This window comes from Methylobacterium sp. PvR107 (assembly GCF_017833295.1).
GTDB lineage: Bacteria > Pseudomonadota > Alphaproteobacteria > Rhizobiales > Beijerinckiaceae > Methylobacterium.
The window spans coordinates 1,662,356-1,685,949 of sequence record NZ_JAFIBW010000001.1; the positions used below are offsets into that span (position 1 = coordinate 1,662,356).

The following is a 23,594-nucleotide window of genomic DNA, read 5'->3' on the forward strand; positions in this document are numbered from 1 at the left end:
GTCCCAACAGATCGGCGCGCTCTCAGGCCGTGGCGCGAACGGGCGTCTCGCAGGCAACGGCGACAGGGCTGAAGGCGCGCACGAGGTCGGTGTCGAGTTTAGGGCCCATGCGCTCCAGGATCGCATAGGCCTCGTGCACGGATTTTGGTGCCTTGTAGGGGCGCGCCTCGATGAGCGCCGCGAAGATGTCGCAGATCGTGATCAGCCGCACCAGATCGGGAATGTCCCGACCGCGGAGGCCGTCGGGGTAACCCGAGCCGTCGAGATACTCGTGGTGGGAGCGGACGACCGACAGGGTCAGGGGGTCGTAATTTCCATCCAGGAGCATGCCGTGGCCGAGCACCGGGTGTCGGTCCATCTCCAGCCGTTCCTCGAGCGTCAGGGGCGCCGGCTTGTTCAGGATCGCCAGGGGGATCTTGGCCTTGCCGATGTCGTGCAGCAGCGCACCCTTCACCAGATGACGTGAATCGGACTCCTTGAGGCCCAGCGTCCCCGCAAAGGCGGCGGCGAGGCCGGCGACGCTCAGGCAGTGCCGATGCGTCACGTCGTCGAAGCTCGCGACCACCCTGAGCCAGTCGCGGATCTTGGACTCGCGGACCGCCCGGTTCACCAGGGCGGCGCCGGTATCCACGATGGCGGGCGCCGGCGCGCGATCGGCGCGGAACATGAGGGCGAACGCATCCCGGGCTTCGCCGGCCTGGGATCGCAACGTGCCTACCGGCGCTGGCGCTCGGGCGTTGGTCAATGTCGCAACCGCGTTCATCAGCATCGCGCTCGCCACGGAGGCCGGCAGGATCCGGGTCGCACCGAGAGCGGTCGCCTGAATCTCACCGCGACCGAGATTGCCGTGGATTAGGGCCAGAAAGGGTGTCGCTGGACCGCGCACGGTCGCGAGCGCCTGACGCAGGCGCCGCACGGATTCCGACGTCAGCGCGCTCACGTCGCTGATGATCAGGTCCGCACCCGCGGGAGGCGCAGCTTCGCCGTAAAGGTCGTGAAGCGTTGTGTGTCCGTCCGCACCGAGGTTGCGCGCAAGACGCTCGGCGCGGCCCAGATCGTCGGTCAGGATCAGTGTCCGTCCCAAGACTTCGCTCCCGCCATACGCTCCGACCCGAGCGTAAGAATTGCGCACCCCACGGCCCGCCAGCGCACGACGGTTCGCGATGCGATGATCTCAGCCGCATGTCTGCAACCAGACGAAAGGAACGATCAGTTCCGCTCGATCACTGTTGCACTGTCCAACATTCGCTTCCGGATCGATGCCATTCCGTTAAGATCGGAGCCGAACCTAGGCTTTTCCCGTGCCGTGCGCAGGCGTGATGACCACCCAATGCTTGCGGCGCGCGAAGCGTCGGCACGCCGCGTAAGCAGCGCTTGCCTCGCCGCGCCTGGACGGCCAGAAGGCCGCCATGCTGCGCGTCAACGACCTCTCCTATCGCATCGGCGACCGCCTGATCCTCGACGCCGCGACGTTCGCGATCCCGGAGGGCGCCCGCGTCGGTCTCGTGGGGCGCAATGGCGCCGGCAAGACGACGCTGTTCAAGGCCATCCTGGGCGATCTGCCGGTGGATGCGAAATCCGTCGCGCTGCCCAAGGGCATGCGGATCGGCGCCGTCGCGCAGGAGGCCCCCGCCGGCCCCGAGACCCTGCACGCCGTCGTGCTCGCGGCCGACACGGAGCGCGCCCGGCTCATGGAAGAGGCGGAGCACGCTGACGGGTTGCGCCGCGCCGAGATCGAGACCCGCCTCGTGGATATCGGCGCGCATTCGGCGCCGGCGCGCGCCGCCGCGATCCTGCATGGGCTGGGGTTCGACGCAGCCGCCCAGGCAAGGCCCTGCTCCGACTTCTCAGGCGGCTGGCGGATGCGAGTGGCACTCGCCGCGGTCCTCTTCTCGGAGCCGGACCTGCTGCTGCTCGATGAGCCGACCAACTACCTCGACATCGAGGGCACCCTCTGGCTCTACGATTATCTGGAGCGCTATCCGCGCACCGCGATCATCATCAGCCACGACCGCGATCTCCTCGATACCAGCGTCGATCACATCCTGCATCTCGACCGGGGAAAGCTGACGATCTACCGCGGCGGCTACACGAGCTTTGCCAAGCAGCTGTCCGAGAAGCGGGTTCTCCAAGCCAAGGCCAAGGCCAAGCAGGACGTCGAGCGGGCGCATCTCCAGAGCTTCATCGACCGGTTCAAGGCGAAGGCCACCAAGGCGCGGCAGGCGCAGTCGCGCATGAAGCGCCTCGCCAAGATGGAGCCGATCGCGGCCCTGCTCGAGGACGACGTGCCGGTGATCCACCTGCCCAGTCCGGAGAAACCGCTCTCGCCGCCGATCGTGGCCATGGACCGGGTCAAGGCCGGCTACGGCGACCGCATCGTGCTCACGGGCCTGGATCTCAGCCTCGCCCCGGACGACCGGGTGGCGCTTCTCGGCGCCAACGGCAACGGCAAGTCGACCTTCTGCAAGCTGATCGGCGGCCGGCTCGGGCCGCTTGCCGGCGAGATGAGGCGCTCCTCCAAGATGGAGGTCGCCTACTTCGCTCAGCACCAGCTCGACGAGTTGCGCCCGGCCGAGAGCGCCTACGCGCATGTCCGGACGCTCATGCCAGACGTGCCGGAGGCCAAGGTCCGCGCCGCGACGGCCCGCCTCGGCTTCGGCGCCAACAAGTCCGATACGCCGGTTGAGAAGCTCTCGGGCGGCGAGAAGGCGCGCCTGCTCATGGGGCTCGCAGCGTTCCATGGACCGCACCTGCTCATCCTCGACGAGCCGACCAACCACCTCGATATCGAGAGCCGTCAGGCCCTCGTCGAGGCGATCAACGACTATGAGGGCGCCGTCATTCTCGTCTCCCACGACCGCTTCCTGGTCGAGGCCTGCGCCGACCGGCTGTGGCTGGTCGCGGATGGCACGGTGAAGACCTTCGACGGCGACATGGACGATTACCGCCGGTTCGTGCTGTCCGGCCCGGAGCGGGAGTCGGAGCGCGAACCCGAAACGTCCGGCGGCCAGAAAGCCGAGGCGCGCCGCGCCGGCGTCGAGCGCCGCGCGGCCCTGGCGCCCCTGCGCAAGCGCCTGGAGGCGATCGAGGCGCGCATGGCGAAACTGACCGCCGCGATCGAGAAGATCGACGCGGCGCTGGAGGATGGCTCCGCCTTCCGGGAGAACGCCGCCAAGGCCGGCGAGATCGCCAAGATGCGGTCGGACGCCGCCAGCGCGCTCGCGGCCGCCGAGGAGGAATGGCTCACAGTCAGTGCCGAGATCGAGGCGGCCTGACGCACAGACGTCCTCGCGCATGCAGCGACGACGCGGCGCGGCCTCAGACCGAGCTCGCGATGGCCCGCCCCAGGATGTCGACACCGAGGTCGATCTCCGCATCGCTCGCTGTCAGGGGCGGCGCGATGCGGAAGACCCCGCCCATGCCGGGCAGCTGCACGATGTTCATGCTGAGGCCGAGGTCCAGGCAGCGTCGGGTGATCGCGTCGCCCAATTCCGGGGCCGACCGCTTCGTGCTCCGGTCGGCGACGATCTCCACGCCCTGCAGCAGGCCGTGGCCCCGCACATCGCCGATGCAGTCGAAGCCCTCCTGAAGGGCGCGAAGCCCGGACGCAAGCCTGGCGCCGGCCTGCGCCGCGCGGGCGACCAGACCGTCGCGCTGGACAATCTCCAAGACCTTGAGGCCGACCGCAGCCGGAAGCGGGTCGGAGACGTGCGTGGTGTAGAACAGGAAGCCGCGGTCGTGGCACAGATCCTCGATCTCCGGCGTGGTCACGACCGCCGCCAGCGGCAAACCGGCGCCGAGCGTCTTCGAGAGCGTCAGGATGTCGGGCACGACACCATCCCGCTCGCAGGCGAACATCAGGCCGGTGCGGCCGATGCCGGTCTGCGCCTCGTCGAGGATCAGGAGCATGCCGCGTTCCAGGCATTTGCGCTTCAACGCGGCGAGGTAGCCGGACGGCAACGCAATGATGCCGCCGGAACTGAGGATCGGCTCGGCCAGGAACGCGGCGAGATTGCCGGTCGACTGCCGGTCGACCAGCGCGAAGGCGTAATCCAGCTCCGTCTGCCAGTCCGGGCAGCCGTTCCGCTCGAAGGTCGGACGATAGGCGTTCGGCGCCGGGATCGCGAACGACCCGGCCGGGGCCGGGCCGTAGCCCTTGCGGCCCGCGCTGTAGGTGGCTGAGGCGGCGCCGGCCGTCATGCCGTGCCAGGACTGAGCGAAGCTCACCACTTCCCAGCCGCCGGTGGCGAGCTTTGCCATGCGCAGGGCAGCCTCGTTCGCCTCGGCGCCCGTAGTCAGCAGCATCGATCGTTCGAGGCGGCCCGGCGCCAGCCGGGCCAGCTCCGTCGCGAGATCGACGACAGGCCGGCTCAGCATCCCGCTGAACAGGTGATCGAGATGGCTGACGTGATGCGCGGCCACGGCGGCGATCTCGGGGTGGCCGTGGCCCAGGATCGCGCTCATCTGGCCGGAGGTGAAGTCGAGGATCTGCCGACCGTCGGCATCGTAGACGAAGCTGCCGGCCGCCTTCTCGATGATCAGGGGGGCGAAGACACCGCCGTACCGCACAAGATGCCGGCGCGCCCGGTCCCAGAAATCCGCGTCCGCGTTCCGCGTCATGATCGGTCCTGCTCGATGGCTCAGCTCAGCCATGCTAGGACCGGATCACCGCGCTTTGTAGCTTATAGTGCTGAACCGAGAGTTCAGGTATCCTTATGCCCACCCTCCTGGATATCGACCTTCTGCGCAGCTTCGCGGTCGTGGCGGAAACGGGCGCCCTCAGTCGGGCCGCGGAGCGGGTCGGCCGCAGCCAGGCTGCCCTGAGCATGCAGATGAAGCGCCTCGAGGCGCTGGTCGATCAGCCGCTTCTGACACGAACCGGACGCGGCGTGCTGCTGACCGTGCAGGGTGAGCGCCTTCTGGTCCATGCGCGCCGGATCCTGGTCTCGCACGATGACGCCGTGGCCGAATTGTCGGGCCGGAGCCTCATCGGAAGCCTGCGTTTCGGATGCCCGGACGATTACGCGCAGGCCTTCCTGCCGGCGCTCCTGCGCGGCTTCGCGCAACATCATCCGGCTGCCGCGATCGAGGTGGTCTGCGCCGCGACGCCGCGTCTCGTCGAGCGCCAGGACCGAGGCGGTCTCGACCTTGCGCTGATCTCGATGCCCCTCGGTGCCGACCGGGAAATCCTCAGACGCGAGGAACTCGTCTGGGTCGCCGCACGGGACGGTCCGTCGCATTGGCCGGACCCATTGCCGCTTGCGCTCGGCGACCCCGACACGCTCGATCATCAGGCGGCCCTTGCGGCCCTCGGCCGTGTTCGGCAAGCCTACCGGCTCGCTTACGCAAGCGGCAGTCTTTCCGGCCTCCTCGCCGTGGCCCGGTCCGGTCAGGCCGTCGCCGTGCTGACCCGCGCCGCGGTGCCGCCTGACCTGCGCATCCAGTCCCGCGCGAGCGGATTGCCGAGCTTGCCCGCGATCGGCCTCACGATCCGCCTGGACGCGCGGCGTGCCTCGCCTCTGACGCGAGCCTTCGCCGCGCATCTCAGGGCCATCCTGCCCGTGCTCTGAACAGACCAAACCCACCCCAGCCGGAAGGCAGGATCTTGCGCGAGAAAGCGGGCGGCGGGTCCGGCATCAGGCCATCGCGAACACACGATGCCGGATCGCGGAACCGGGCTTATTTCTGGTCGGTATCCAGTGGCCAGAACAGTATAATGTCATCGTTATCGACATTGATCCAGTTGATGTGCGTCTCAGGATGATTCTCGCTGAAAATCTTGAAATGCACGTCGTTGCAGAGCAGATAGATATCCTTCTCAAGCCCATTGAAGCCGCCATCGGCGGCAATCTTGCTGAGGGCGGTCTTGAAATCGGCATCCGCAAGCTGCTGGCCGCGGAATTTCCGCCCTGCGATGTTCGGGAATGCGGCGCTCCAGGCCGCCATCACGCGCGGATTGTCGTATCGAACGAACGTGTCCACCCCGACCTTTCGGAACTGCGTATGGTCGAGCCGCACGTCCTCGCTCCAGTTCCGGTTTGCGGCGGCGGTCGTTTTCGTCGTTTCCGGCGACACGACGGGCGTCGTTGCCACCGCACTCGCCATCACAGAACCGGTGACCTGCGGTCCACGACCAAACCGGACATCGAAATCGGCCGCCGCGACCGCCGGCGTTTTCGCCTCGACCAGCGACAGCACGGCTCCGGCAACCTCGGGCGACAGCGTGAGGATCGACCGAGGATCGAGGGCGACGGGCACACTCGGATTGACCTCTTTGGTGAGGGGCAGCGCGGCGTGCTCGAAATGCGGTGTTTTCAGTGCGGTCCCGGAAAGCGCAGCCGCCGGAAATAAGTGATCCATCTCAGAGTCTCCAGCCATTGGAGCCGATGCGAAACCCGATGCCCTCGCCACGACGCAAGCCGCAATCCTTCAAAATATAACCCCCTGGTCGATACAGATCTCATCTTGGGTCATGTGCATTTTGGCGCGATACAGCTGGCTGGCCAGGTATATTTTCGAAAATTTAGCACGCGCGATCAATAGTGTGCCTGTTATGATCCAAAGCCGGTCTCGCGTGTCAGTTCTGTAAGGTCCGATCACCGTGCACGCCGTTTCGAGCGCAGACTCGAAGTAACGTGAAAGCGCACTGGCCCGGCCAAGAAAATGCGGGTCCGTGCGGGCGGACACACGTCATTATTCTGATTGCGAAGGGAAAAGAGCGACGGACGCCTCGAACGTAGGACAACCAACGGCCATCATGCCCGCGGCTGCTCCGTGTTTGAGCTTCATGCTCTATGGACTCAACAATGCATATCCAAGCACAGATCGTCAACAGGGAGGCTCAGTGTATCAACTAATCTTTCAGGATACGCAAAATATCGGGACGTTCAGGCATTAACTTCTCGTCACGTTCGAACACGCCGTCTCCACCAATCTGTCATTCGGCATGGATCGGCAGATGCTAATCTTGCCGACCGATCATCCTCAGCACGCGAAGCCGTTCATATCCAAGACGGTCGAGCGGCTGGGGCGCGTCCCTGCCCGAGACCGAGGACTAGCAGGCAGCCGGCTCCCGAAAGCACGACCGGCGGCAGGAGCCCGAGCGGGTAGCTCCCCCAGCCCTTGGTGATCATGATTTGGGCCTTCGAGATTCGGGCGGCGAACCGTTCCACGGCGAGGTTGCTCGGGACCTCGCACAGGGCATAGGTCACGTAGAGCAGGAGGCCGACGAGCCCGCGTTGCGCGGCCGACAGGCCGATATCGTGGTTCATCGGCAACGCCGCGAAGCCGGCATTCACCTGTTCGACGAAGATCACGAAGTAGGCGACAATCAGGAACGACAGGATGCGCGCGGTGATCCTGCGCAGCGTCGCCCGCTCGATCTCGGTGATCGCGGCCGGCATTGCCGTCGAAGTCACGCCCATCCTGCACGTTTGATCTCTTCGGCGTGAAGGGCTTGCGGGATGCAAGGCGGACACCGCCACCAAAAGCGGTTTCTATCGGTCATCGGGCCGCGATTTCCGCATAGGCTCGGCCGGTCCCGTTTGCCCGTCGCCCGCGGACATGCGAGAGAAGCGGCATGTTGACCGTCGATAGCCTTTGGCGCGCGCGGCACCGGCTCGCGCAGTTCGGGAAGAAGCGGACCGGCTCCCCGCGCATCCTCGTGATCGGCGTGTGCCAGGCCGGGTCCATCGCGAAGGCTATGCGCTACCTTCTGCCGAACGCGCAGGTGGATTTCGTCTCGGCGTTCTCGGCCGCCCGCCGCTTTCCGCGCCTCGCCGACCTGATGGCGCACGCGGACGGGTATGACCACGTCTTCTCCAGCATCTACCTGCCCCGCTTCAAGGGTGGCGGCACGATCGACACGCTGCGGACGCATCCGAAGGTCCGGCTGATACCGACCATCGTGTTCAGCGCCTATCATCCGGATCTGGTCCATGTCGGCGTGCAGGATCACGTAACCCTGAACGGCTTGATCTCCGGGCCGATGGGCCACTCGCATTCGGCCATCACGCTGTTCGCCTACCTGTCCGGCTTCTCGCAGGCCCAGGCGCTCCGGCTCTTCGCCGAGCCGGTCTTCGAGCGCCTCGGCTATTACGACCTCTGGGACGAGTCGGTGTCCTATCTGCGCAGCCTGGGCGTGCAGGCGGGTTACGACCTCGACACGCATCTCACGCGCTGGGCGCGGCGCGGCTGCTTCATGCATTCGATCAACCACACGAAGCTCTACGTCGTCGCCGACCTCGCCCGCGGCCTGCTGACGAAAGCCGGGATCTCGTTCGAGGAATGCGATCTCGACGCCTTCCTGCCCGACGATCTTGGCGGCCAGGGCAGCTGGCCAGTCTATCCCGAGATCGCGCAGCACTTCGGCATTCCCGGCAGCGCCCTGTTCTTCAAGGCGGAGACGCGCCGGTCCGGCCCGGCCCGCACCATGAGCCGGGCCGAGTTCGTGGCGGCCTCGTTCGCGAATTACGAACGCCGCGAGCGCAGCCTGCTGATCTCTCAGCGTGTCCAGGGCTGGCGCAACGATCCGCCGACCGTCGAGTTCATGCGCGACGCGGCGGGCCGCAGCGATGCCGCCACCCGCGCCGCGGCCCGTGTCCCGGCCGTGAACGCCGGAAGCTTCGCCGGCCACGCTTCCTAGATCGGCGAACGTTCGGGTTCAGGCCGGGCACTTCCCTGCCTCTTCGGCGTTGTCGCGCACCGCTTGAGCGCGCGGGATCGAGGCGAGGTGCCCCATGAGCCTGCAGTCCCGGGACCAGAATCGTGCGGGCCGTTTCGCGGCCGCAGCGGGCCTGACCCTCCTCGGCACGGCCGCCGGCCTCGTCGCCTGGAGCCGTCTGCGGGTGGACCGGCACATGCCGCTGCCGCCCGCCCTGCCCGGCCGGCACGAGCGGATCATGAGCCGGCGCGCCGGGGGTCTCTCGCTGTACAGCGTCGCGGAGGCGGAGGGCGTGCCGCTCCTGCTGATCCACTCGATCAATGCGGCGGCCAACGCCTACGAGGTGCGTCCGCTCTATCTCCACTGCCGGAGCCGCCGCCCGGTCTACGCCCTCGACCTGCCGGGTTTCGGCTTCTCCGAACGGTCCCGGCGCCGCTACACGCCGCGCCTGATGGTCGAGGCCATCCATGCGGCGGTGGACGAGATCCGGCAACGCCACGGCGGTTGTGCGATCGATGCCCTGGCCCTGTCGCTCTCCGCTTCCTTCCTGGCACGCGCCAGCCTGGAGCGCTCCGACGCCTACCGCAGCCTCGCCCTGATCAGCCCGACGGGCTTCGATGCGCGACTCTCGGGCGAGGGTCCGCCGGACGGACATCGCGGGCGTGACTGGCTGCGCGATGCCCTCGACCGGCCACCCTTCGGCCGGCCGTTGTTCGATGCCCTGATCACGCGGCCGAGCATGCGTTTCTTCCTCCAGAAGACCTTCGGCTCGCCTGACATCGACGAGGACCTGCTCGACTACGATTATGCCTCCGCGCATCAGCCGGGCGCGGAGCACGCGCCGTGGTGCTTCATCGCCGGACACCTGTTTCCCACCGACGCGACCCGCCTCTACGAGCAACTGCGCCTGCCGGTCTGGATGGTCTACGGCGTGCGCGGCGATTTCGTCGATTACCGGCTGGTACCCCGCGTCGCCGACCGGCCGAACTGGCGCGTCGAGACCCTGCCGACCGGCGCCTTCCCCCATTTCGAGCAGCCGGACGCGGTCACGGCGGGCTTTGACGCGTTCCTGGCGGAGCTCGGCGCGGCGCGCTTCAGTCAACCCGGCTGATCCTGTAGCCGGGCCGGACGACACCGCCGAGAAGACGCGGAGCTGATCGGCATCATGGTGCAGCAATTGCGCGTGGTGGACCGCCGACACCACGATCCCGTAAGGAAGTGACCGCTGCACCGTGCGGCGCCTGTACGGGAATCCGATGCTCGACCTGACTCTAGAGGCCGCCCGCACGATCGTGGATACCGCCCTTCGGGAGGCGCGGGCCGGCAACCTGAAGCCCCTGGCCGTCGTCGTCTACGATGCCCGCGGCGCGCTGAAAGCCGTCTGCGTCGAGGACGGAACCTCCCTGCGCCGCGCCGAGATCGCCTCCGGCAAGGCCAACGGCGCCCTGGCGCTGGGTCTTGGCTCGCGCGCGATCCATGCCCGCGCGGAGGCACAGCCGTATTTCGTGGCGGCCGTGACCCATCTGGCTGGCCCTGCCGCCCTGGTCCCGGTCCCGGGCGGCGTCCTGATCCGCTCCGGCGCGGGACGCCTCCTCGGCGCGATCGGCATCTCCGGCGACACGTCGGACAATGACGAGATCTGCGCGGTTGCGGGGATTGAGGCGGCCGGTCTGGTTCCGGAGACCGGCGCCTGACCATGCACCTGCGCCGGCGCGACTGGCTGGCCGGCGCGGCCGCGTTGTGTGCGGTGCGCCCCGCTCGCGCGGCCGATCTGCTCTACCGGCGCGGGAACGACGCCGATCCGGAGACCCTCGATCCCCACCGCTCGTCGACGGTGGCGGAGGCGCATATCCTGCGCGATCTCTGTGACGGCCTTCTCACCTACGACAATCGCGGCGCCATCATCCCGGGTGCCGCCCAGGCAGGGACCGTCTCCCCGGATGGGCTGACCTTCCGGTTCGATCTCCGGCCCGACGGCCTTTGGTCGAACGGCGAGGCCGTCACCGCGTCGGATTTCGTCTACTCGCTTCGCCGTATCCTAGACCCGAAAACGGGGGCGAAATACGCCGAGATCCTGTTCCCGATCCGGAACGCCGCGGCGGTGAACCGCGGCGAGATGCCCGCGGATGCGCTGGCGGTCGAGGCGGAAGGGCCGCTTCGCCTCTCGATCGCCCTGGAACAGCCGACGCCGTATTTCCTGGAACTTCTGACGCATCAGACCGCCCTGCCCGTCCATCGAGCCTCGGTCGAGCGCTACGGCGAGTCGTTCACGCGGCCCGGCAACCTCGTGACGAACGGCCCCTACCGCCTCCGCGACAGGGTGCCAGGCGGCGCGATCACGCTCGAGGCCAATCCGCATCATCCCGCAGCCGCCGGTCTGGCGATCCGGCAGGTCGCGTTCCTGCCGACACCCGACCTGGCGGCAGCCGTGCGCCGCTACGCCGCCGACGAGATCGATTCGCTGGCGGATCTGCCGGTCGACCAGATCGCCGACCTGCGCCGCCGCTTCGGCTCCCAGGTGGTTCTCGGACCCGCGCTCGGGCTGGCGGCTCTGGTGGTCAACACGCGCAAGGCGCCGTTCTCGGACCGGCGGGTGCGGCAGGCCCTGTCCCTCGTGATCGACCGCGAGTACCTCGCCGACGGGCTGAACGGCGGCACTATGAGCCCAGCCTATTCCCTCTGCCCACCCGGCCTCGACAATTACCGGACGCCGCGCGAGACCGCGGGGCGCCTCGGCCTGCCGATCGATCACGAGGCTGAAGCGCGCCGGCTGCTGACCGAGGCCGGCTTCGGCCCGGGCAACCCCCTCACCGTCGAATATCGGTTCAACGTCAGCGACAACAACCGCACCGTCGCGGTGGCGATTGCCGAAATGTGGCGCGATCTCGGGATCAGGACGCGCTTCGTCTATACCGACGCCAAGACGCACTTCGCCTACCTGCGCGACGGCGGCGACTTCGACGTCGCGCGCATGAGCTGGATCGCCGACTATTCCGACGCGCAAAACTTCCTGTTCCTGCTCCAGAGCGGGAATGACGGCATGAATGCCGGCCGCTGGTCGAATGCCGCCTACGACGATCTCATGGCGCGGTCCGCCGCGGAGCGCGACCTCGGCCGCCGCGCCGACCTGCTCTACGATGCGGAGACGATCGCGCTGCGTGAACTGCCCTGGATCCCGCTGATGCATTACCGGTCCAAGGCGCTGATCGCGCCGCGGCTGCACGGCTATCATCCGAATCTGCGCAACGCTGCGCCGACGCGCTTCCTGAGGCTCGCCGCGTGATCCGCTTCATCCTGCGCCGCCTCGCGCAGGCGGTGCCGACTCTGCTCGCCGTCATCACCGTCAGCTTCTTCCTGATGCGCCTCGCGCCCGGCGGCCCGTTCGATCTGGAACGACCCCTGGCACCGGCCGCCATGGAGAATCTGCGCCGCGTCTACGGCCTCGACCGGCCGCTGATCGAACAGTTCGGCAGCTATCTCGCCTCGCTGCTGCAGGGGGATCTCGGACCGTCCTTCTCGTTCCGCGACATGAGCGTCCTCGACCTGATCGCCCGAGGCCTCCCGGTCTCGGCGACCCTGGGCGCCCTCGCCCTCGCTCTCGCCACCGGACTCGGCGTGAGCCTGGGCGTCGCCGCCGCGCTCGGACGCGGTGGCGTGATCGACCGTCTCCTCGGCATCGGCGCGGCGTTGACCCTGTCGCTGCCGAGCTTCGTGGTCGCGCCCCTGCTTCAGATCGCTTTCGGGCTGACGCTGCGCTGGCTACCCCTCGGCGGCTGGAACGACGGCGCCCCAAGCCACCTCGTCCTGCCGGTGATCACCCTGGCGCTCCCGCAGATCGGCGCCCTGGCGCGGCTGACCCGCGCCTCGCTCGCCGAGGTGCTTCGCACGCAGCCGGTGCGCACGATGCGCAGCCTCGGCCTACCGCCAGCTCGGGTCACGCGGCACGCCCTGCGGGGCGCCTTGCTGCCGGTGGTGGCCTATCTCGGGCCCCTCGCGGCGGCCCTGCTCACGGGATCGATCGTGGTCGAGACCATCTTCGGCCTGCCGGGCATCGGCCGCTACTTCGTCGAGGGCGCGCTCAATCGCGACTACACGCTGGTGATGGGCACGGTGCTGCTGGTCGCCGGGCTGGTGATCGCCCTCAACATCGCGGCCGACCTCGCCTGCGCGTGGCTCGATCCGCGCCTGCGTGCCGGGATTTGAGCGTCGTGCCGACCCCGGCGGGGCCCGCCCGCCGAACCCTGGGGCGCCTTGCACGGGAGCGCACTGCGATGGCGTCCCTTGCCGTGCTGGTCCTGATCGCCCTCGCCTGCCTGATCGGACCGGCGCTGACCGGACACGATCCCGAGCGCGCCTATCCGGATCTTCGGCAGCTTCCGGCCGGGCTGACGACGCAGCCGGATGCCGCGCATCTCGGCCCGGCGCTGGAACGTCTCGCCTTCCGGATGCGCGCCCGGCTCGACGCTGTGGCACGGGACGGTGATTCCCTGCGCCTGACGCTCGGCTCCGACGCGGGCGTCGACCGTCGCAGCCTCGTCTACCTGCCGCGCTCGGCGCTGTTCGATGCGCCGGAGGTCGTGGAGGAGCGGGATTCGGGCCGCAGCCTCATCGTGGCCGTGCCGCTCCGGCGCCTGCACTTCCCGCTCGGCACCGATATCCAGGGCCGCGATCTCCTCACGCGCTGCCTCGTGGCCGGCCGGATCTCGCTGGCGATCGGCCTCGTGGCAAGCCTCGCGGCGCTGCTCATCGGCGTTCTCTATGGCGCCACGGCGGGGTTCCTGGGCGGCGCCGTCGACGCGGTGATGATGCGGTTTGTCGACGTGCTCTACGCCCTACCCTTCGTGTTCTTCGTGATCCTGCTGCTGGTGTTCTTCCGGCCGAGTGTCCTGCTGATGCTGGTGGCGATCACGGCCGTCGAGTGGCTCGACATGGCGCGCGTCGTGCGCGCCCAGACCATGTCGCTGCGCACGCGCGACTTCGTGCGCGCCGCCTACGCCCTCGGGCTCGATGCGCGCCGCATCATCCTGCGCCACATTGTTCCCAACACGCTGGGGCCGGTGGCGGTGACTGCGACGCTGCTCGTCCCCCAGGTGATCCTGCTGGAGAGCTTCCTGTCGTTCCTCGGCCTCGGCGTGCAGGAGCCGCAGGCGAGCTGGGGCGTGCTGATCGCCGAGGGCGCGCGGTCGATCGAGGCAGCACCCCACCTGCTCGCCGCCCCGGCGGCCTTCCTGATCGCCACGCTTGTGGCGCTCAACCTCCTGGGCGACGGGCTCGCCGATGCCCTCGATCCGCGCGCGGAGTAGCGTCAGGCGAGTGTCCGGATCGGCGATCCGGCGATCCACGCCTCGATATCCTCGACCGCCTGTGTGAAGAAGGTCCGATAGTTGTTGCGCGAGACGTAGCCGAGATGCGGCAGCGCCAGCACGTTCGGCAAACTGCGGAACGGGCTGTCCGGGGGCAGAGGCTCGGTCTCGAACACGTCGAGGCCGGCACCGGCGATCCATCCCTCCGTGAGCGCGCGCACCAAGGCCGCCTGATCGACGATCGGCGCCCGGGAAGTATTCACCAGGATCGCGTCCCGCCGCATCCGGCGCAGCTCGGCTTCGCCGAGGAGGCTGCGCGTCCGATCACCCAGAACAAGATGGATCGTAGCGACGTCGCTCGCCTCGAGCAGCGCCTCCTTCGAGGCCGCCCGCTCGACGCCGGCCGCCGCGGCACGGCCGTCATCAAGGTTTGGGCTCCAGGCGATCACCCGCATGCCGAAGGCGCGCCCGATCTCGGCAACGCGGCTGCCGAGCTTGCCGAGGCCCAGTACGCCCAGGGTGGCGCCGGCGAGATCGATTCCGATCGTGCTCTGCCACGGCCCTCCGTTGCGGAGATTCTGGTGCTCCAGCGGAAGCTGGCGGGCGAGCGCGAGGATCAGCGCCCAGGTCAGCTCGGTCGGCGGTGTCGGGCTCGATTCCGTTCCGCAAACCGTGATCCCGCGGGCCTTGGCCGCCGGGACGTCGATGGCGAGATTGCGCATCCCGCTGGTGACCAGCAGCTCCAGGCGGGGCAGCCGCTCCAGCAGCGCCGCCGGGAACGGCGTCCGCTCCCGCATGATCACGAGGATTTCGGCCTGGTCGATGCGCGCGATCAGGGAGTCACGATCCGCGATGTGGTCAGAGACCGACGAGACGGCGACTTGCCCGGAGAGGCGTCCCCAATCGGCGAGCGCCAGCGCCGCCTGCTGGTAATCGTCGAGGATCAGGCAGGTTCGCATGGCGAAGGCTCCCGGCGCATGGCCGCACCTCATGGCGCGGTGGCGTAGGCCCAGCCGGACCGCGGGTCAAACGGAGTCTGCACCTGCACTCAGCGGGTCGCGGACGCAGGCTGCGGCGTCCCGCGGTGGCGGGCCAGGAAGTCCAGTACGGCCGCGTTGAAGGCATCCGGGTTGTCCCGGTTCATGGCGTGCGCCGCGTTGGGGATCACGATCGCGGCCGGGAGCGACGGATTGCAGGTCCGGGCCGCCGCGAAGCCTTCCGGGTAGCGTTTGGGACTGCGCTCGCCCGTGAGCGTCAGGATCGGGAATTCGAATTTGGCGATGTCCGCACAGGTGATGTGCCCGCGCTCACCGCTGTCGACGCCGGTGCCGAGGTTGTCGAGCAGGATCTCCTTCTGGAGCGCCGAGCGCTTCACCCAGGTGCCTGGCCCGTTCAGGCCATCGGTGAATTCCTGGCCGGCCTTCTCCTTGTCGCCCGCGGCCAAATTCTCCCGCAGCCGCGCGACCAGCCCCTTCACCTCGCCGGCCATCGCCTTCGTCTCGGGCGTCTCGGAGAGCAGCCCTTCCATCCCGCTGGCATCCTCCAGGATGAGCGTCTTGATCAGCTCGGGATGCGCCTTGGCCACCGTCAGCACCACAGCGCCGCCGCGGGAATGGCCGAGCAGGTGGACCGGACCGAGGTTGAGCCGCTGGATCAGGGCCGCCACGTCGGCGGCGTGCCGGGCGATGGAGAAGTCCTCGCCGACACCGTTCCAGCGCTCTGGATAATAGTGGCGCAGGCTGAGGGACAGGACCCGGTACTCCTTCGAGAAGTCCGGCGCCTGGGCGTACCAGATCCGATAATCGCCGAGCGAGCCGTGCACCAGGACGATCGGCTCGCCGGATCCGGTTTCCCGATACGCGAGGGGATATCCGCCGACCGAGACGGTCTTCACCTCATCGGGGATCGCCCATTGCGCGCGGGCGCCGCTCGGCAGGCCGAGCAAGACACCGAGCGCCAGCGCCGCCATCGTCAGCCGCATCATGAAGCCTCCCCGTCCCTATCGATCGTCAGATCGTATTCCGCGCGCCGGCGAGGGCCGCGAAGGCCGCCGCCACGCCGGCCGCTCCCGGGTCCTGCACGCCCGCGAGGTCGCCCGCAGTGAGGTAGCTGGACCGGCCGGCGCCGGCGCGGTCCATCCGGGCCGTGGCGTCGGCACCCGCGCGCGCAGCCTCGGCGGCGGCCCGGAGATCGCCGGATCTCAGGGCCTCGACCGCGGGAATCAGGGCGTCGAGGAGCGTCCGGTCGCCTCGATTCGCGCCGCCGTAACCCTGAACCCGAGTTACCCCCTCGGCCAGGGCGTCCGGCCACGCCGCGCCGGCGGCCAAAGCGGAGGCGGCCGCGGCGAAGAAGATCGATCCGAGCACGCCGCTCGATCCGCCCACCGCCCGGCCGATCCGCTCGGCGAGGGCTCGGCACAGGGCGGCGGGATCGGCTTGCGGCAGCCGGTCGAGATCGGCCTGAACCGCGCGCGCCGCGCCCGCGAAGGTCGTGCCGGCATCGCCGTCACCGACCTTGGCGTCGAGGGCGTTTAACGCCGCTTCGGCCGCGATCAGTGCCCCCGCGACGGCTTCGATCCGGCCGGCCGTTACCGAATCGCGCGAGGGGGTGAACGCCTCGCCCGCGAGCCCGTCAGGCACCGGGCGCAGGACCGGCGCGCAGACCCGCACGGCGCCGGGCCAGGCCGGGACCGGCACGGGCGCGAGAAGCGCCGCTTCGAGTTCGTCGTCGAGCGGCAGGACGGACAGCGAGGCACCGTGCATGTCGAGCGCCGTCATCAGGGGCGCGGGCCCGATGAGCAGGCGCACGCGCGATCCGAGACCGGTGGCGAGCACGGCCTGCGTCAGCACCTGCATCTCCAGCGCGGAGGCCGAGCCGAGATTGTTGACGAGCAGCGCCAACCGGTCGGGGCCCGTGGCGGCCGCGGAAAGGCGCGCGCCCATCATTCGGGCCAGGTCGCTCGCCTTGGGCAGCGTGATGCGCTCAGCGCCGGGCTCGCCGTGGATGCCGAGGCCGAGCTCGGCCTGTCCCTCCGCCAGACGCTCGCTGCGCGGCAAACCGGGGATGGTACAGGTCGAGAGCGCAATGCCGAGCGATTTCGCCGCGGCGGCTGCCCGGCGCGCGCATGCCGCCACCGCCTCAAGCGGCTGACCGGCCTCAGCCGCGTGACCCGCGACTTTGTGGACGAACAGGGTGCCGGCGATGCCGCGGGGCTGCTTGGCGTCCGGTAGCGCGATGTCGTCCGAGACCACGACCGTCTCGACCTTGCGGCTCAGCGCCCGGGCTCGCTCGGCGGCCAGCCCGAAATTCAGGCGATCACCCGCATAGTTCTTGATGACGAGCAGACAGCCGGCGGGCCCTGTCACCGCCAGGATGCCGGCCAGCACCGCATCGACGCTCGGCGAGGCGAAGACGTCGCCGCAGACGGCCGCGCTGAGGAGGCCGGGCCCCACGAACCCGGCATGGGCCGGCTCGTGACCGGAGCCGCCGCCCGAGACGACGGCGACCTTGTCGGGTTCCCATTCGGCGCGCAGCACGACGCGGATGTTCGGATCGCCATCGAGCCTGGCGAGGCGGCCGCCGCTGGCGGCCAGCAGCCCGTCGACGGCGTCGTTGACCAGGGTGGCACGGGCATTGAGGAAATGGGCCATGGCGTGACCGTCTCCGGATTCATCCGTGCTTGTGCGGCCGGCCTCGGCGGAGGGTCACTCCTTCACGGCGCCGGTGAGCGCGGAGACGTAATACTCCACGAAGAAGGAGTAGAGGATCACCAGCGGCAGGGAGCCGAGCAGCGCGCCGGCCATCAGCGAGCCCCACTTGTAGACGTCGCCGTCAACGAATTCGCTGACCACGGCGATCGGCACCGTCTTGTTCTGCGTCGAGGACAGGAAGGTCAGCGCGTAGATGAACTCGTTCCAGCACAGGGTCAGCGAGAAGATCCCGGCCGAGATCAGGCCCGGGAAGGCGAGCGGCAGGATGATCTTGGTCAGGATCTGCCAGCGGCTGGCGCCGTCCATCAGCGCGCATTCCTCCAGCTCGTAGGGGATCGTCTTGAAGTAGCCCATCAGGAGCCAAGTCGAGAACGGGATCAGGATCGTCGGGTAGGCGAGGATCAGCGCGATCGGCGAGTCGAACAGGCCGTAGGCCTGCACGATGGTGGCGAGGGGGATGAACAGGATCGAGGGCGGCACGAGATACGCGAGGAAGATCGCCGCGCCGACCCAGCCGGCGCCCCGATAGCGGACCCGCACGCAGGCATAGGCGGCCAGCACGCTGGCGAACAGGGACAGTGCCGTGGCCGCCACCGACACGTACATGGTGTTCCAGAGCCAGCGCGGGTACTGCGTCTCGAACAGCAGTTTGTGGATGTGCTTGAACGTCGGATCCACGACCCAGAACGGGTTGAACCGCTCCATGTCGATCAGCTGTTCGTCCGGTTTGATGGCCGTCAGCGCCATCCAGTAGAACGGGAACAGCAGCACGACGAGAATGACGAGGAGCGGCAGGTAGGTTGTCACCAGCCGCCGGGGCAGGCGCTCCAGATAAGCCATCCCCTCCGAGTTGTCGGTGATCCCGGCCGGCTGCGCCTCCAGGACGGGCGCGAGCCGCGGGTCGGCGTGGGCCGGCGGGGCGGGCGTGCTCATCGGTCGGACTCTCCGGCCTGCCAGGCCCGGCGCTGCAGGCCGAACCACGAGATGCCGATGGCGGCGAGCAGGAACGGCACCATGGCGGTGGCGATGGCAGCGCCCTCGCCGAGCGTCCCGGACAGGATGCCCCGCTGGTACGAGAGCGTCGCCATCAGATGGGTGGCGTTGACCGGGCCGCCGCGGGTCATGGCCCAGATCAGCTGGAAATCCGTGAAGGTGAACAGCACCGAGAAGGTCATTACCACGGCGATGATTGGGGTGAGCAACGGCAGGGTGATCCGCGAGAAGATCTGCCAATTCGACGCGCCGTCGAGCGTCGCCGCCTCGTAGAGCGAGGGCGAGACCGTTTGCAGGCCGGCGAGCAGCGTGATCGCGATGAATGGCACGCCGCGCCAGATATTGGCGAAGATCACGCAGGCCCGGGCCATGGCGGGCTCGCCGAGGAAGTCGATGTTGCCGTCGATGACACCGAGATGGCGCAACGACCACGAGATGATCGAGAACTGGCTGTCGAAGATCCACCAGAACGCGATGGCCGACAACACCGTCGGCACGACGAACGGGATCAGCACGATCGAGCGGACGATCGCCTTGAACGGCATGTTCTTGTTGAGCAGCAGCGCGAGATACAGGCCGACCGCGAACTTCACCACCGAGGCGACCACCGTGTAGAGGCAGGTGTTGAACACCGAGAGCCAGAACACGTCGTCGTCCCAGAGCCACGCGTAGTTCTCCAGGCCGATGAACACGCCGTCGCGGCCGATCCGGGCATTGGTGAAGGACAGCCAGATGCCCTTCAGGAGCGGGTAGGCCAGGAACAGGCCGAGGATCAGCGCGGTGGGCAGCATGAACCAGAAGCCCGCCCAGCCGCGGCTCGCGCGCAGGCGCGCCCAGGCCGAGCGGGTCGGAACCGCGACCGGGGCGGGCTGTGTCAGGGCCGTGTGCGCCATGATCTCGGCTCCGCTCCCGGCTCAAGTGTTCCGGAAGATGCGCGTGGCCGCGCGCTCGGCGTTCTTGATCGCGCCCTTCACATCCTCGCGGCCTGTGCAGTGACTCGCGAACATGTCGACCACCACGAAGTCGGCGAGCACCGCGGCGATGCGCTCGCTGACCGGCGCGAGGCCGCCGGCGGCCAGGGAGCGCCGTCCCGCTTCGGCGAAGACCGCGTTCTTCGGGTCGCTCGTCCAGATCGGGTTCTTCGGATAGTTCGACAGCGGCTCGCACAGGTAGCCCTGCGCGGCTTCCAGCCACGGATTGTAGTTCGACGCCTCCATCATGAATGCGATGAAGGCCTTGCAGGCATTGGGCGCCTTCGAATACTTGAAGGCCAGGATCGGGTAGGCGAGCTGGAACTCGGTCGGCTTGCCGACGGGGCCGACGGGCCAGACCGCATGGTCCATGTCCTCGGCGAGCTTCGGGTTGTCCTTCTTGGCCGCCGCGTAGATCGAGATGCCGTTGTTGGTGAGGTACAGGTCGCCGGCCAGGAAGGCCTTGTTGTTGGAGGAATCGTTCCAAGAGACCGTGCCCGGCACAAAGGTCTCGTACAGCGACTTCACGTATTCGAGCGCTTTGGCTGTCTCCGGCGAGTTGATGACGATCTTCTCGTTGGCGTCCACGAGATTGCCGCCATGGGACCAGAGCGCCCAGTGGCACCACGTGTTGCCGTCGCCGGTGGCGTGGCCCAGGGCGAAGCCGGCCGGCGTGTTGTTCTTCTTCAGGCCCCTGCACAATTCGAGGAAGCCGGCCGTGTCGGTCGGGAACTTGTCGAAGCCCGCCTTCTTCATCGCCGAGATGCGATAGTTCGGATAGCCGCCGTTGAACGAGACGGGGATCGCGATCCAGTTGCCCTTGACCTTGCCGTACGCTTCCGCGGACGGGAACCAGGGCCCGTATTTCTTCGCGAGCGAGGCCGCGACATCTCCCAGCGGCACGCACTTGTCGGGAAACAGCGCCGGGAACGAGAACAGGCCCCAGACCATGTCGGGTCCCTGCCCGGTATTGGCCGCTACGGACGCCTTCGGCTGGATGTCGTCGTAGGATTCGTTGCTGACCGTGATCTTGACGCCCGTCGCCTGGGTGAAGGCATCGACCATCTTCAGGAAGGCTTCCTCCTCACTCGGCACGAAGCGCTTCCAGCGCAGGAGCGACAGGCTGGCACCGGGCTCCGGCTTCCACTCGGCGGTCTGCGCCCAGGCCTTGGCAAAGCCCAGCAGGTCACCGCCGACGGCGAGACCCGCCGCGGCGGCGCCGGTGAGGAGGGAACGGCGATCAAGACCAGACATCGGGTTCTACTCCCTCGAGGATCGTCTGCCGCGGAGGCGTGCCGCCCCTGTCGGCTGGTGCTGTTCGATGCAGGTCAGTCCGGCAGGCGGCGACCGCTCTCGGCGTCGAAGAGGTGCACCCGGTTCGGACGCACGAAGACGGTCTCGCCGGGAAGCTCACGGACACGCTCGCGCAGGACACAGGTGAGGTCATGGCCTGCCGCCCGCACCGCCAGCATGGTCTCCGAACCGGTCGGCTCCACCACCACAACCTCGGCGGCGATGCCGTCCGGCGTGAGGTCGAAATGCTCGGGCCGGATGCCCAGGATCAGCCGCCGCCCATCCGCACCCGCCGGCGCCGCGTCGAGGGGGATTGTAAGGCCCGTGTCGCTGACGAAGACGAGATGACCGTTCCGGCGGATCGTCCCGGACACGAAGTTCATCGCCGGCGAGCCGATGAAGCCCGCGACGAACAGGTTGTCGGGCCGGTCGTAGAGGTCCAGCGGTGGTCCGATCTGCTCGACCACGCCGTCGTGCATCACCACGATCCGGTCGGCCATGGTCATGGCCTCGATCTGGTCGTGGGTGACGTAGATGGTCGTCGTCTTCAGCCGCTGGTGCAGTTCCTTGATCTCGGTGCGCATCGCCACGCGCAGCTTGGCGTCGAGATTCGAAAGCGGTTCGTCAAACAGGAACACCTGCGGATCGCGCACGATCGCACGGCCCATGGCCACGCGCTGGCGCTGGCCGCCTGAGAGCTGACGCGGATATCGGTCGAGCAGATGCGAGAGCCCAAGAATCTGCGCCGCCTTGTTGACGCGCAGGTCGATCTCCGAGGCCGGTGCCTTCCGGATGCGCATCGAGAACGCCATGTTCTCGCGCACCGTGAGATGCGGATAGAGCGCGTAGTTCTGGAACACCATGGCGATGTCCCGCTCCTTCGGCGGAACATCGTTCACGATGCGCTCGCCGATACGGATCTCGCCGCCGGAGATGTTTTCAAGACCGGCAATCATCCGCAGCAGGGTCGATTTCCCGCAGCCCGACGGGCCGACCAGGATCACGAATTCACCGTCCCGGATATCCACGGACACGCCGTGCAGGACGTTCGTCGATCCGAAAGCCTTGCGAACCTCGCGGATTCCCACCGAGGCCATGCTTCCTCCCGATATCGGCCACTCTGACGGCGGCTCTAGAGCTTCAGTACAAAGGACGGTGTGCAGGAAAGCAAGCGGGTGCCACGGCAAAGCTGCAGATAAACTTCAATCTGTCAGGCTATGCGTTCGGGGCGGGTGACGAGGCCGTCGCGGTGAAACACGCGAGGGGATGACGGCCGACGTGAAATGCTATGGATCCGCGCGCCGGCCTCGACGCCGGAGGCTCAGTTGCGGAGCGTCGCGGGTGGCTGCCCGAGGGGCCCCGGACCTCCGGACAGGGCGCGCCGCGGGCATAGATCCAGGGGAATGAAGCGCATGACGTCATCGGGTCTGACCGCGCAGGAAATTCTGCCTGCCGATGGTTGCCGGGGTGCCCTCGTGGGCCGCGTGTGGCGGCCGGACGTCTCAGGCCCGAGCGTCGTGGCGATCCGCGCCGATGCGACGGGCGAGGCGCGGGCCATCGACGTCACCGCCACGTTCCCGACGGTCAGCGACCTGTGCGAGGTCCGCGATCCCGGTGCCGCCCTGCGGGCGGCCGAGGGCGCGGATCTCGGCAGCCTGGACGCGATCCTGGGCAACACTTCGCCCGACGAGCGCGACGCAACCCGGCCGTGGCTCCTCGCGCCGGCGGACTTGCAGGCCCTCAAGGCCGCGGGCGTGACCTTCGCCACATCCATGCTGGAGCGGGTGATCGAGGAGCGCGCCCGCGGTGACCTCGCCGCCGCCGCGGCGATCCGCGCCGAGGTCGAGCGCTTGGTCGGCCGCGACCTGCGCCGGCTGAAGCCCGGCTCGCCGGAGGCGATGGCGCTGAAGGACGTGCTCGTCGCGCAGGGGGCCTGGAGCCAGTACCTGGAAGTCGGGATCGGCCCGGATGCCGAGATCTTCACCAAGGCGCAGCCGCTCTCGGCGGTGGGCTGCGGCGCGGATGCGGGCCTCCACCCGGACTCGCACTGGAACAACCCTGAGCCCGAGGTCGCCCTCGCCGTCACCTCCGACCAGCGCATCGTCGGCGCGACGCTCGCCAACGACGTGAACCTGCGCGACTTCGAGGGCCGGTCGGCGCTGCTCCTCGGCAAGGCCAAGGACAACAACGCCTCCTGCGCCCTCGGTCCATTCCTGCGGCTCTTCGACGACACGTTCGGACTCGACGACGTGCGCCGCACCACCGTCACCCTAGAAGTCGTCGGCACCGATGGGTTCCGGCTGGAGGGGACCTCGCCGCTCGCCGAGATCAGCCGCGACCCGGAGGAGCTGGCGGAGGCGCTCATGGGCCGTACGCACAACTACCCGGACGGCGCCCTCCTCCTCCTCGGCACGATGTTCGCGCCGATCCAGGACCGGCACGGTCCGGGCCTCGGATTCACCCACGCCGAGGGCGACCGGGTCGTGGTGGCGAGCCCGGAACTCGGCAGCCTCGTCAATCGCATGCGCCCATGCGACGCCTGCGAGCCCTGGACGTTCGGCGCCCGCGCGCTGATGCGCAACCTCGCGGCACGCGGCATTCTGTGACAGAGCGTCGGGCGGAGCCCCGCCCGACACGATGCTTGTTCCCTCCGAGATGATGC

20 protein-coding genes are annotated in these 23,594 nt (G+C 68.4%); 9 read left to right on the forward strand and 11 right to left on the reverse strand.

Translation table 11 applies throughout. The annotated features are described in order from the left end of the window. Positions 1-22: 22 nt before the first annotated feature. Positions 23-1,084, reverse strand: a complete 1,062-nt coding sequence (locus JOE48_RS07690; RefSeq protein WP_210029015.1) for an HD-GYP domain-containing protein — start codon at positions 1,082-1,084, stop codon at positions 23-25. Positions 1,085-1,409: 325 nt separating this feature from the next. Here JOE48_RS07690 and JOE48_RS07695 point away from each other — a divergent pair, with 325 nt between their 5' ends. Beyond that, entirely contained in the window at positions 1,410-3,275 is a 1,866-nt protein-coding gene (locus tag JOE48_RS07695) for an ABC-F family ATP-binding cassette domain-containing protein (RefSeq protein WP_210029016.1), read from the forward strand. Between the two features lie 43 nt (positions 3,276-3,318). Here the strand turns inward: JOE48_RS07695 and JOE48_RS07700 are convergent, their stop codons facing one another. Continuing rightward, on the reverse strand, positions 3,319-4,620 hold the full coding sequence (locus tag JOE48_RS07700; protein WP_210029017.1) for an aspartate aminotransferase family protein: 1,302 nt from the start codon (positions 4,618-4,620) through the stop codon (positions 3,319-3,321). A gap of 95 nt (positions 4,621-4,715) precedes the next feature. Here JOE48_RS07700 and JOE48_RS07705 point away from each other — a divergent pair, with 95 nt between their 5' ends. Beyond that, positions 4,716-5,570 carry a LysR family transcriptional regulator gene (locus JOE48_RS07705; RefSeq protein ID WP_210029018.1) on the forward strand — a complete coding sequence of 285 codons (855 nt, stop codon included), beginning with the start codon at positions 4,716-4,718 and terminating at the stop codon, positions 5,568-5,570. 109 nt (positions 5,571-5,679) lie between these two features. Here the strand turns inward: JOE48_RS07705 and JOE48_RS07710 are convergent, their stop codons facing one another. Next, positions 5,680-6,360 carry a hypothetical protein gene (locus JOE48_RS07710; protein WP_210029019.1) on the reverse strand — a complete coding sequence of 227 codons (681 nt, stop codon included), beginning with the start codon at positions 6,358-6,360 and terminating at the stop codon, positions 5,680-5,682. A gap of 641 nt (positions 6,361-7,001) precedes the next feature. After that, positions 7,002-7,418, reverse strand: coding sequence for a hypothetical protein (locus tag JOE48_RS07715; protein WP_210029020.1), 417 nt, complete (start codon positions 7,416-7,418; stop codon positions 7,002-7,004). A 161-nt stretch (positions 7,419-7,579) separates the two neighbouring features. Between JOE48_RS07715 and JOE48_RS07720 the strand changes: the two genes are divergently transcribed. The 6 genes from JOE48_RS07720 (at position 7,580) to JOE48_RS07745 (ending at position 13,965) form a co-directional block, all read left to right on the forward strand. Next, positions 7,580-8,644, forward strand: coding sequence for a WcbI family polysaccharide biosynthesis putative acetyltransferase (locus JOE48_RS07720; RefSeq protein WP_210029021.1), 1,065 nt, complete (start codon positions 7,580-7,582; stop codon positions 8,642-8,644). Positions 8,645-8,738: 94 nt separating this feature from the next. Next, the gene (locus tag JOE48_RS07725; RefSeq protein WP_210029022.1) at positions 8,739-9,773 is read left to right on the forward strand and encodes an alpha/beta fold hydrolase; all 1,035 of its coding nucleotides are present in this window, start codon (positions 8,739-8,741) and stop codon (positions 9,771-9,773) included. A 145-nt stretch (positions 9,774-9,918) separates the two neighbouring features. After that, on the forward strand, positions 9,919-10,356 hold the full coding sequence (locus tag JOE48_RS07730) for a GlcG/HbpS family heme-binding protein (protein ID WP_210029024.1): 438 nt from the start codon (positions 9,919-9,921) through the stop codon (positions 10,354-10,356). A 2-nt stretch (positions 10,357-10,358) separates the two neighbouring features. Further along, positions 10,359-11,945, forward strand: a complete 1,587-nt coding sequence (locus JOE48_RS07735; protein ID WP_210029025.1) for a peptide ABC transporter substrate-binding protein — start codon at positions 10,359-10,361, stop codon at positions 11,943-11,945. Then, complete coding sequence (locus JOE48_RS07740; protein ID WP_210029026.1) at positions 11,942-12,865, forward strand: ABC transporter permease subunit; 924 nt, start codon at positions 11,942-11,944, stop codon at positions 12,863-12,865. The genes JOE48_RS07735 and JOE48_RS07740 overlap by 4 nt, the downstream gene beginning before the upstream one ends. Before the next feature lie 5 nt (positions 12,866-12,870). Beyond that, positions 12,871-13,965 (forward strand): ABC transporter permease subunit, encoded by a 1,095-nt coding sequence (locus tag JOE48_RS07745; RefSeq protein WP_312893120.1) that lies wholly within the window; start codon positions 12,871-12,873, stop codon positions 13,963-13,965. Positions 13,966-13,967: 2 nt separating this feature from the next. Here the strand turns inward: JOE48_RS07745 and JOE48_RS07750 are convergent, their stop codons facing one another. The 7 genes from JOE48_RS07750 to JOE48_RS07780 form a co-directional block, all read right to left on the reverse strand. Next, on the reverse strand, positions 13,968-14,924 hold the full coding sequence (locus JOE48_RS07750; protein ID WP_210029028.1) for a D-2-hydroxyacid dehydrogenase family protein: 957 nt from the start codon (positions 14,922-14,924) through the stop codon (positions 13,968-13,970). 89 nt (positions 14,925-15,013) lie between these two features. After that, on the reverse strand, positions 15,014-15,949 hold the full coding sequence (locus JOE48_RS07755; protein WP_210029029.1) for an alpha/beta fold hydrolase: 936 nt from the start codon (positions 15,947-15,949) through the stop codon (positions 15,014-15,016). Between the two features lie 25 nt (positions 15,950-15,974). Then, positions 15,975-17,615 (reverse strand): dihydroxyacetone kinase subunit DhaK, encoded by a 1,641-nt coding sequence (locus JOE48_RS07760; RefSeq protein ID WP_210029030.1) that lies wholly within the window; start codon positions 17,613-17,615, stop codon positions 15,975-15,977. A gap of 54 nt (positions 17,616-17,669) precedes the next feature. Beyond that, positions 17,670-18,608, reverse strand: a complete 939-nt coding sequence (locus JOE48_RS07765) for a carbohydrate ABC transporter permease (RefSeq protein WP_210029031.1) — start codon at positions 18,606-18,608, stop codon at positions 17,670-17,672. Beyond that, positions 18,605-19,561, reverse strand: a complete 957-nt coding sequence (locus JOE48_RS07770) for a carbohydrate ABC transporter permease (RefSeq protein ID WP_210029032.1) — start codon at positions 19,559-19,561, stop codon at positions 18,605-18,607. Before JOE48_RS07770 ends, JOE48_RS07765 begins: the two co-directional genes overlap by 4 nt. Before the next feature lie 21 nt (positions 19,562-19,582). Beyond that, a complete protein-coding gene (locus JOE48_RS07775; RefSeq protein WP_210029033.1) occupies positions 19,583-20,893 on the reverse strand; it encodes an ABC transporter substrate-binding protein in 1,311 nt (436 codons plus the stop codon). A gap of 74 nt (positions 20,894-20,967) precedes the next feature. Beyond that, positions 20,968-22,029, reverse strand: coding sequence for an ABC transporter ATP-binding protein (locus JOE48_RS07780; protein ID WP_210029034.1), 1,062 nt, complete (start codon positions 22,027-22,029; stop codon positions 20,968-20,970). A gap of 315 nt (positions 22,030-22,344) precedes the next feature. On the opposite strand from JOE48_RS07780, the gene JOE48_RS07785 reads away from it, so the two are divergent. Beyond that, positions 22,345-23,538 (forward strand): fumarylacetoacetate hydrolase family protein, encoded by a 1,194-nt coding sequence (locus JOE48_RS07785; protein ID WP_210029035.1) that lies wholly within the window; start codon positions 22,345-22,347, stop codon positions 23,536-23,538. Positions 23,539-23,594 lie beyond the last annotated feature (56 nt).